Here is a 9,328-nt window from a genome sequence, read left to right on the forward strand (position 1 = left end):
GGAGATTACGCAACATGTGTGGCATCGTCGGAATCGTCGGCAACCAGAACGTCGCCGGGCAGCTCTATGACGGCCTGACCGTCCTCCAGCATCGTGGCCAGGACGCGGCGGGCATCGCCACCGTCGACGGCACCCGCCTGCGCGTGCAGAAGGCCAACGGCCTGGTCCGTGACGTGTTCGACGCACGCACCATGTCCACCCTGGAAGGTCGCGTCGGCATCGCCCACGTGCGCTATCCCACCGCCGGGTCCGAAGGCATGGACGAGGCGCAGCCGTTCTACGTCAATTCGCCCTATGGCATCGCGCTGGCGCACAACGGCAACCTGATCAACACCGAAGACCTGCGTCGCCAGGTGTTCGAACAGGACCGCCGCAACGTCAACACCGATTCGGACAGCGAAGTGCTGCTGAACGTGTTCGCCTACGAACTGGATGCACAGAAACAGCTCAGCCCGGAAGCGGCGATCCGCGCGGTGTCCCACGTGCACCGTCGTTGCAAGGGCGGCTATGCGGTGGTCAGCGTGGTGCTGGGCCTGGGCCTGGTCGCCTTCCGCGATCCGCACGGCATCCGTCCGCTGGTGCTGGGCAAGCGCAGCCACGCCGAAGGCGATGAATACATCGTGGCCTCCGAATCGGCCGCGCTGGACGTGCTGGGCTTCCAGCGCATCCGCGATGTGCAGCCGGGCGAAGCGCTGGTGATCACCGCGCGCGGCGAACTGTTCTCGGAAATCTGCTCGGAGACCGCCGAACACACCCCGTGCATCTTCGAATACGTGTACTTCGCGCGGCCCGATTCGATGATCGACAACGTGTCGGTGCACAAGGCGCGCATGCGCATGGGCATCAAGCTGGGCGAGAAGATCCTGCGCCTGCGCCCGGACCACGACATCGACACCATCATCCCGATCCCGGACACCTCGCGCGATGCCGCGCTGGAGATCTCCAACACGCTCGGGGTGAAGTACCGCGAAGGCTTCATCAAGAACCGCTACATCGGCCGCACCTTCATCATGCCGGGGCAGGGCGAGCGCGTTAAGTCCGTGCGCCGCAAGCTCAACCCGATCCACCTGGAGTTCCGCAACCGGGTGGTGCTGCTGGTGGATGACTCGATCGTGCGCGGCACCACCAGCCAGCAGATCGTGCAGATGGCGCGCGACGCCGGCGCCCGCAAGGTCTACCTGGCCAGCGCCGCCCCGCCGGTGCGTTACCCGAACATCTACGGCATCGACATGCCGGCCGCCGAAGAGCTGGTCGCGCACAACCGCAGCGTGGAAGAAATCGAAGCGCACCTTGGTTGCGACTGGCTGATCTACCAGGACATCGAAGACATGGAAGCGGCGGTGCGCGAAGGCAATCCGGCGCTGCAGAACTTCGATTCCTCGTGCTTCAACGGGCATTACCCGACCGGCATCGAGCCGGGCTACTTCGAGCGCATCCAGCAACTGCGTTCGGACGACGCCAAGCACAAGCGCCGCGCCTGATCGTGAGCGCCACGGCCCCATGCGACGTCGATCGATCCGACGTCGCCGGTGACCTGTTGCGCGCCGCGCAGCAGTGCCTGGCCGAGGCCGACCCGCTGCGCAAGGTCGCGCTGACCCAGGCCCATGCTGCGGCCTTCCGCGCCGGTCGACTGAAGCTGCCGGCCGATCCGCCGGCGCCGGCGCCGATCCGCATGCCCGGGCGTCCGGCCACCCTGCAGCAGGTGCACCCGCGCGACGTGCCGCGACGCAAGCTGGGTGGGGCGGAGGGACGCGCACGTTTTATCCATGCCATCGCGCATATCGAGCTCAACGCGATCGACCTGGCCTGGGACGCGGTGTACCGCTTCCGGGGTCTGCCGTCGGCCTTCTACGCTGACTGGGTCAGTTGCGCAGACGATGAATCGCGGCATTTCCTGATGTTGAGCGGACGGCTGCAGGCGCATGGCCACGACTATGCCGATTTCCCCGCCCACAACGGGCTGTGGGAGATGTGCGAGAAGACCGCCCACGACGGATTGGCGCGCATGGCCCTGGTGCCGCGCGTGCTTGAAGCGCGTGGCCTGGATGTCACCCCGGGGCTGATCGCCAAACTGCGTGGCTGCGGCGACGAAGAGACCGCCGACGTGCTGGAGATCATCCTGCGCGAAGAAGTCGCGCATGTGGCTGCGGGCAGCCGCTGGTACCGCTGGTACTGCGAACGTGCCGGCGTGGACCCGCGTGCCCGCTTCAGGCAGCTGCTGGTCGACTACGCCGGTGGGTACCTGCACGGCCCGTTCAACATCGAAGCGCGCCTGCTGGCCGGATTCGACGCCGACGAGCTGGCCGAACTGATGGAACAGGCCGAGCGCGCCGGGTAGCGGGCCTCAGGCGTTGCGCAGCACGACGCGCTGGCCGTCGGCGGTGGGGCGGTTGATGTAGAACAGTCCCGGGCCGGGTCGATACGGCAGCTCGCTGACTCCGGCATCGGCGGTGTAGGTGAGTGCGGTGTCACCCAGCGCGTCGAAATTCCAGTGTGCCGACTGCATCAGGTAACGCTGTTTCAGCAGTCGTTCCTGCGCCGGCTCAAGCGCCGTGCTGGCCATCAGCGCAGCGGCGATCCCGCGCAGGTCCGTGGGCAATGTGCTGTCGATGCCGGCATCGGGTGCGTCGGTCCAGCGCACGCCCGCCGCCGCGGCACGCGCATGCATCAGGCGCAGCGCGATCAGCTGGTAACGCCAGTCGATCGGACGCTTCAGCACCACTGCCGAATACACGAACAAGGTCGGCGTGGGCAGCGCGCTGCGGCTGCCTGCCTGGCGCTGGCGTACCCACTGGTGCCACGTGTCCACCCACACCGCATCGGCGCCCAGCCCCAGCTGCTGCTGCCAGCGGACGGCTTCGGCCAGTGCACGCTGGTGGCTTTCGGTGCGATGCAGCCAGTCTGCAGGGGGAAGGGCGAAGTCCTCCAGCCCGTGTCGCCGCACCTGCTGGCTGCGTGGACGGGTGAGCAGCTTGGGGCCCTCTTCTGTCTGGTCGTAGCCGCCCCCGATGTTGGCGTGTACTCCGGGCAGCCTGATTTCTTCGTGGTCCGGTGCCACCGTGGTCAGGGCGAAGTGCTCGCGATGTTCGTCGCGCGCGCTCAGCTGCAGCACCTTGCCTGCAATCCCCGCAGGCAGGTGCAGGCGCGGCGCTTCATCGGCACGACCGCCCCTGATCGCCACTACGGTATCGAACAGCCCGATGAAGCCGATCGCCGGATGGGGCAGGGTGAACGCCGGATCCACGCGCAGGCCGGCTTCGCGCAGCAGTCCTTGCCAGTGCGGTGATCCCCAGGCCGCGATCTGGTTGGCGACATCACGTGCCGCCGCGGCCCCGCGCGAGAACCCGAACAGATCCACCCGGATGCCTCGCAGCGGCTGCTGCCAGTGCCGTGCGAGCTGTGCCAGCGCAGCGGGGAGCTGGGCCTGCAGGGCGCGGTTGATCTTCGCGCGGACACCGCTGGTCCCCACGCCGAAGGCCAGTCCGATCAGGTCATCAGCCTGGCCATCGCGGGTGCCGGTGCCTTCGGTATAGATCGCCACCGACGGGGTGGCGGCGCCCGCCACGCGACCGTCCGCGTACAGCGCATGCAGCCTCGCCACGTTGGTCAGGCCGTTGTTGAAGCTGCTGGTGATGCGGCTGTGGTACGGCGAGGCGTCATCGGCCTGCCATATCGGTGGCAAGGCTTGCGGCGGACCGGGGTGGTCGCCGCCGGGACCGCGCCCGCGCGCCAGGTTCCGTGCGTTGTTGCGCGTACCGTCGAAGAACAGGCCGATTCGAAGCAGGCCGCTATCGCGTGTGCTGCCGTCCCCTCGCGCTGTGCTCATGGCCGCCCTCCCGTGCACGGACAGTAGCGCGGCGCCGGGTGCAAGGGAACCCTGCCAGGCCGGTGACGCCGACCACGGGGACACGTCTGCATTGCCACGGCGGTCACGTTGCTGGCGGGCATCGGTTCGATTTCCCGCCCGCGTGGCGTGCCACCACGGACACTCCGCTTCGCCGTTGCCATGCAATCGCTGCACCGGCTCGGCCGTGACGGCTACGCATCTGGTGCCGCGCCGATCTGCGGCCCATTGATGAAGCGTCGGCAACAGGGGAATCCGCTATGGAGAACGAATCATGTCCCATCATTCGAAATACACGCCGCTCGCGACCGCGCTGGCCCTGCTGGTCAGCGGAGGCGCCACTGCAGCGCCCTTGTTCGAACCTGCCACAGGGCCTGCACCGCGTGCCGGCACCGACGCCGGCTGGGCCCACCTGCAGGCCGAACCCAGCACCGATATCGTGCAGGCGCTGCGCATGAACGTGGCCGCACTGTCCGATGATCGGCTGGAGCTGCCGCTGGGCGAGCGGATGCTGCAGGTACGCCGTATCAGAGAAGAAGCGGCAGCCGATGGCAGCCTGGTCTGGTATGGCGCCGAAGAGGATGCCGCCGCGCCGCTCGCCGTGTCTGCGCAAGGAGCTGCGGCGCCTGCATCGGTGATCCTGGTGCAGGCGGTCGACGGCAGCGTTACCGGGACCATCCGCGACCGCCAGCAGCGCTACGACCTGCGTCCGGTGGGCCACGGGGAACACGCGCTGGTCAAGGTGGACGAGCATGGGTTGCCGCCGATGCATCCGCTGGGCATGCCGTCGCTGCCGGCGCCGCCAGCGCCGCCGCCCGCGCCGGACGTGCAGGCCCGCAGCGGAGATCCGGGTGGCTGGGCGACGATCCGGGTGCTGGTGATTGCCACCCAGGGGGCCATCAACGCCTATGGGGGCAACATGAGGGCAAAGGCCGAACTGGCCGTGGCCGAATCCAACGAGGGGTTCAAGAATGGCTGGACCAACATCCGCATGGAGCTTGCCGACTACCGCACGACCGGCTTCCCTGATGGGCGCATGGGGGATGACCTGGGGAGGCTGCAGAACCCGGGCGACGGCCAGCTGGATGAGGTGCACGCCCTGCGCGACGCTGCCCGGGCCGATGTCGTCGTGATGCTGACCGACGGCAAGGATGCATGTGGCGTGGGCTATATCAACGCGCCGGCCTCGCATGCCTTCGCCGTTGTCGGCTGGCGCTGCGCCACCGGAAATTATACCTTCGCCCACGAAGTCGGCCACGTGCTGGGCGCCAACCATGACCGCGCCAACGCCTCCGGCTCGCCTTATCCCTACGGACACGGCTACCAGTTCAGCCTGGGCAGCGGCGAGCGTTTCCGCACCATCATGTCCTACGACTGCCCGGGCGGTTGTACGCGCATCAATAGCTGGTCCAACCCGGGCATCACCTACGGCGGCGCCCGCACCGGTGATGCGGCCACAGCGGACAACCAGCGGGTGCTGGTGCAGCGCAAGCACGTGGTCGCCGGATTCCGCTGAGCTTGCTGCGCCTTTGCTGGAAGAGTCGGGTCCCCGCGTCACGCCTTCGGGCGTGGCGCGCAGAGCGCGGCCCCGCTGGGCCCCGGCGTTATCGGGCTGCCAGAGGCGGCGTTTCCTGATGGATCCGCGCCGGCGATCGTCGCGTAATGGCCTCATGCGCGGTGAAGTCCGCAGTGTCCGGAGTCGGGTGCTGGTTCGCCGTAGTGCCCACAGGAGGTCATCATGCTGCATTCCCGTCTTCTCCCCGGCCTGCTCCTGGCCGGTACATCGTTGGCAACTGCTGCCGCCCCATCGCTGAAACTGCAGGAGGCTGCCACCTCTGCGCTGCATGCCGGGACACCGGCATTGATGCTCGAGATCGAGGGCCGGCCGGTCGCCGTGCGACGCGAACATTCCCGCGCATTGGCTACGGGGGACGTGGCATGGAGCGGCAGCTGGGACGCCACCGGACAGGCTGCGGGGGGCGAGCTCAGCCTGGTGCGATCCCCGGCGGGAATCACGGCGGTCGTGCATAGGGGCGAAGACCTGCTGCGCATCGTTCCGGTCGGCGGTGGCCGGCACCAGACCCTGCCGCTGGCCACCCGCCAATTGCCGATGCATCCTCCGGGTGACATCCCGGTGGGGCCACTGAAGCCATCCGCCGTCGGCCCGGCAGGCGCCGCGCCGACCAGCAGGGTCCGGCTGCTCGTGGTAGCCACGGCCGACGCGGTGGCCGGCTACCCCGGCGACCTGCGGGCACTGGCCGAACTGTCCATCGCCGAATCCAACCTCACCTACCAGCGCAGCGGCGTGGACATGGACGTGGAACTGGCGGGGTACGTGGTCACGCCCTATGAGGAAAGCGGCAACATGGAGCAGGACCTGAGGCGCCTGCGCTCGCCTGGTGACGGCCACATGGACGAGGTACACGCGCTGCGCGACCAGCACGCGGCTGATGTCGTTCTGCTGCTGATGAATCGTGCGTTCGCCTGCGGGCTCGCCGATCAGATCGGGGCGGACGCCGACGGTGCGTTCGTTGCCGTGCTGGAGCAATGCGCTGCGGGAGAGTATGTCCTTGCCCATGAAATCGGGCATCTGGCAGGCGCCCGGCACGACATCAAGCGCGATCCGGCAGTCGCCCCGTTCGCCTTCGGCCATGGGTACTGGTACCAGCCACCGCGTGCGCTGGGATGGCGGACGGTGATGTCCTACGACTGCCCGACCGGCTGCCGGCGCATTCCCTACTGGTCCAGCCCGGACCTGCTGCACGAAGGCCAGCCCACCGGGAACCGCAACGAAGCGGATAACCGCCGTGTGCTGGAACTCACCCGCGCGAAGATCGCCGGCTTCCGCTGAGCAGGAGCATCACAGTGCCTGCAGCGACATCCCATCGGAGGTGACCCGCAGCACCGAACCCTGCTCATACCAGTCGCCCAGCACGATGCGCGTGCGTGCCTGGCCGCCTGCCATCAGCGAATGCACGGCGGGGCGATGGGTATGGCCGTGGATCATCGTGTCCACGCCGAAGCGGATAAAGGTCGCATCCACCTCGGCCGGTGCCACGTCGGTGACGGTTTCGAACTGCGCGCGATCTCCCTGCTTCATTTCCGACTGGCGGCTCTGGCTGGCATCGCGTGCCTTCTGTGCGAACGCGATGCGCGCGGCCAGCGGCTGTGCCAGGAACTGGGCCTGGAACGCCGGGTCGCGGGTCTGCGCACGGAACTGCTGGTATGGCAGGTCATCGGTACACAGCAGGTCGCCATGCTGCAGCAGCACCGGGGTGCCATACAGGTCGATCACGCTGGGATCGGGCAGGATGCGCATGCCGGCGCGCGCGGCGTACTGCTCGCCCAGCAGGAAGTCGCGGTTGCCGCGGATGAAGTACACCGGCACGCCGGCATCGGACACTTCCTTCAGCGCCGCTGCCACCGCATCGGCCGCCGGTGAAGGCGTGTCGTCACCGATCCAGGCTTCGAACAGATCGCCCAGGATGTACAGCGCGTCCGCTTCAAGGGCTTCGCTGCGCAGGAAGGCAAGGAAGAGCTCGGTGATGGCCGGACGGCTCGCGTCCAGGTGCAGGTCGGAAATGAACAGCGTGGTCATGCGCCTATTGTAGGCAAGACATCCGATGCGTGTGGGGATGGGGATCACGCGCCCAACGGCAGCCATCCCAGGCTGGCCCACGCCAGCAGCAGCGCGATACCGGTGGCGGCCAGGACATCGCTGGGGTAGTGCAGGCCCAGCACCACGCGCGAGGCCGCCACGCCCAGCGTGAACGGCACCAGCAGCGGCGCCAGCCATGGGTAATAGAACAGGGCCACAGCAGTGAACGAGACTGCATGCAGGGTGTGGCCGGAAGGGAAGCTGAACTCGTCCAGCGGGGCCACCCAGGCGCGGATGCGCAGATCAGCCTTGTAGGGCCGCGGGCGCCGGGTCCAGCGCTTGAGCCCCTTGTACATCAAGAGTGCGGCCAGGCCGGTGGCGGCCATGTGGGTACTGGCGCGCAGCCCTTCCATGCCATCCAGCAACACCAGCGCACCCATCAGCACGTACCAGAACACGCCATCACCCAGCCGGCTGATCACCGCGAACAGCGAGCGCATGCGACGGCGGCGGCAGTACAGGTTGGCACGGCGGCACCAGCGGGTTTCGCGGCCGATCAACAGGTCAAGCGGCGTGGTGCGCATGCAGCCTCCGGGCGTGGGCGAGTTCGGACAGCAGGGCATCGAATTCGGCTACCACCTGCTGTGGATGCAGGCGCTTCATGTCCCGCGCCGCCTGCTGGCCAAGGCTGGCGCGCAGTGTGTCATCGCCGGCAAAGCGCAGCGCGGCTTCGACGAACTGGTCGTCGGTATCCACCGCCGCGCCATTCTCACCATCGCGCAGGTATTCGCGCGCGGCGCCGTAATCGAAGGCTACCGTGGCGAGCCCACTGGCCATCGCTTCAAGGGTCACGTTGCCGAACGTCTCGCTGCGGCTGGGAAACAGGAACAGGTCGCCACTGGCGAAATGGCGCGACAGCGCTTCGCCGCGCTGCACGCCGCAGAACAGGAAATCAGGATTGTCGTGGGCCAGTTTTTCGCGGGCCGGTCCATCGCCGACCAGCACGAAGCGGGCTTTGGGGCGCTGCTGCTGCAGCCGGCGGAAGGCCTTCACCGCAAGACCCAGGTTCTTTTCCGCGGCGATGCGCCCGACGTAGATCGCGGCAAAACCATTCCCCTCGATACCCCATTCTTCGCGCAGCGCCGGATCGCGCTTGGCCGGATCGAACTGTTGGCTGTCCACCGCGCGGGCCAGCAGGCGGACCCGTTCGAAGCCTTCGCCGGCGAGGAAGTCCTGCAGTTCCCGGGTGGGCACCAGGGTGGCATCGGCCTGGTTGTGGAAGCGGCGCATCCAGCGCAGCGCGGCGGCCTGCAGCCATGCAACGCCGTAGTCAGGCAGGTATTCGTCGAAGCGGGTATGGAAGCCGGTGGCGACCGGGATGCCGAGCCGGCGCGCGCAGCGCAGGGCCGACCAGCCCAGCGGGCCTTCGGTTGCGATGTAGACCGCATCGGGGCGTCGGGCCTGCCACTGGCGGCCCAGCCGGACAGGCGCGGGCAGGCCGAAGCGCAGGCCGGGATAACGGGGCAGGGCGGCACCGGGAACCAGCAGCGTGCCGTCCCGCTGCTCGGCGTCGCCGTCGGCGAGCTGGCGCGGTCGCACCAGGTCGACCTCGTGCCCGGCCTGGCGCAGGCCCATCTCCAACCCCTGCACGGTCAGGGCCACGCCGTTCACTTCCGGAGGATAGGTCTCGGTGACGATCGCGTAGCGCATGGGGCTCTCCCGTTTGTGCGCATGCTCGTCGTTGGGCATGTCCCGGGCATGACCGGATTGCGACCGTCGCGTTACCGGGCGAACGGGTGGGACCCCCTCGCGGGTGGCTTTGGAGCTGCATCTGGGGCGGGGGGGGGGGGGGGGGGGGGGGGGGGGGGGGGGGGGGGGGGGGGGGG

The 9,328-nt window shown here is 68.2% G+C and carries 8 protein-coding genes; 4 read left to right on the forward strand and 4 right to left on the reverse strand.

The window, feature by feature from the left end:
* Positions 1-14 precede the first annotated feature (14 nt).
* Entirely contained in the window at positions 15-1,481 is a 1,467-nt protein-coding gene (purF, locus tag H9654_RS17095) for an amidophosphoribosyltransferase (protein ID WP_101098711.1), read from the forward strand.
* Positions 1,482-1,483: 2 nt separating this feature from the next.
* Positions 1,484-2,338 carry a ferritin-like domain-containing protein gene (locus H9654_RS17100; RefSeq protein WP_191771910.1) on the forward strand — a complete coding sequence of 285 codons (855 nt, stop codon included), beginning with the start codon at positions 1,484-1,486 and terminating at the stop codon, positions 2,336-2,338.
* Positions 2,339-2,344: 6 nt separating this feature from the next.
* Here H9654_RS17100 and H9654_RS17105 read toward each other — a convergent pair whose 3' ends face one another.
* Positions 2,345-3,826, reverse strand: a complete 1,482-nt coding sequence (locus H9654_RS17105) for a phospholipase effector Tle1 domain-containing protein (protein ID WP_191771911.1) — start codon at positions 3,824-3,826, stop codon at positions 2,345-2,347.
* A gap of 292 nt (positions 3,827-4,118) precedes the next feature.
* On the opposite strand from H9654_RS17105, the gene H9654_RS17110 reads away from it, so the two are divergent.
* Both H9654_RS17110 and H9654_RS17115 read left to right on the forward strand, forming a co-directional pair.
* Entirely contained in the window at positions 4,119-5,360 is a 1,242-nt protein-coding gene (locus tag H9654_RS17110; RefSeq protein ID WP_191771912.1) for a M12 family metallo-peptidase, read from the forward strand.
* 222 nt (positions 5,361-5,582) lie between these two features.
* A complete protein-coding gene (locus tag H9654_RS17115; protein WP_191771913.1) occupies positions 5,583-6,695 on the forward strand; it encodes a M12 family metallo-peptidase in 1,113 nt (370 codons plus the stop codon).
* A gap of 9 nt (positions 6,696-6,704) precedes the next feature.
* Here the strand turns inward: H9654_RS17115 and lpxH are convergent, their stop codons facing one another.
* Genes lpxH through H9654_RS17130 form a run of 3 tightly spaced genes read right to left on the reverse strand, consistent with a single transcriptional unit; the run spans position 6,705 to position 9,152 of the window.
* Positions 6,705-7,442 (reverse strand): UDP-2,3-diacylglucosamine diphosphatase, encoded by a 738-nt coding sequence (gene lpxH, locus H9654_RS17120; protein WP_191771914.1) that lies wholly within the window; start codon positions 7,440-7,442, stop codon positions 6,705-6,707.
* A 44-nt stretch (positions 7,443-7,486) separates the two neighbouring features.
* Complete coding sequence (locus H9654_RS17125; RefSeq protein WP_101098717.1) at positions 7,487-8,026, reverse strand: phosphatase PAP2 family protein; 540 nt, start codon at positions 8,024-8,026, stop codon at positions 7,487-7,489.
* A complete protein-coding gene (locus H9654_RS17130; protein WP_191771915.1) occupies positions 8,007-9,152 on the reverse strand; it encodes a glycosyltransferase family 4 protein in 1,146 nt (381 codons plus the stop codon). The genes H9654_RS17125 and H9654_RS17130 overlap by 20 nt, the downstream gene beginning before the upstream one ends.
* Between the last annotated feature and the right edge of the window lie 176 nt (positions 9,153-9,328).

The organism is Stenotrophomonas lacuserhaii (genome assembly GCF_014836545.1).
Lineage (GTDB): Bacteria > Pseudomonadota > Gammaproteobacteria > Xanthomonadales > Xanthomonadaceae > Stenotrophomonas > Stenotrophomonas lacuserhaii.

What these genes read in the sequence shown, in the direction of transcription:
- purF (WP_101098711.1), top strand. Translation starts at nt 15, where the DNA reads ATGTGTGGCATCGTCGGAATCGTCGGCAACCAGAACGTCGCCGGGCAG.
- H9654_RS17105 (WP_191771911.1), bottom strand. Translation starts at nt 3,826, where the DNA reads ATGAGCACAGCGCGAGGGGACGGCAGCACACGCGATAGCGGCCTGCTT.
- H9654_RS17110 (WP_191771912.1), top strand. Translation starts at nt 4,119, where the DNA reads ATGTCCCATCATTCGAAATACACGCCGCTCGCGACCGCGCTGGCCCTG.
- H9654_RS17115 (WP_191771913.1), top strand. Translation starts at nt 5,583, where the DNA reads ATGCTGCATTCCCGTCTTCTCCCCGGCCTGCTCCTGGCCGGTACATCG.
- lpxH (WP_191771914.1), bottom strand. Translation starts at nt 7,442, where the DNA reads ATGACCACGCTGTTCATTTCCGACCTGCACCTGGACGCGAGCCGTCCG.
- H9654_RS17125 (WP_101098717.1), bottom strand. Translation starts at nt 8,026, where the DNA reads ATGCGCACCACGCCGCTTGACCTGTTGATCGGCCGCGAAACCCGCTGG.
- H9654_RS17130 (WP_191771915.1), bottom strand. Translation starts at nt 9,152, where the DNA reads ATGCGCTACGCGATCGTCACCGAGACCTATCCTCCGGAAGTGAACGGC.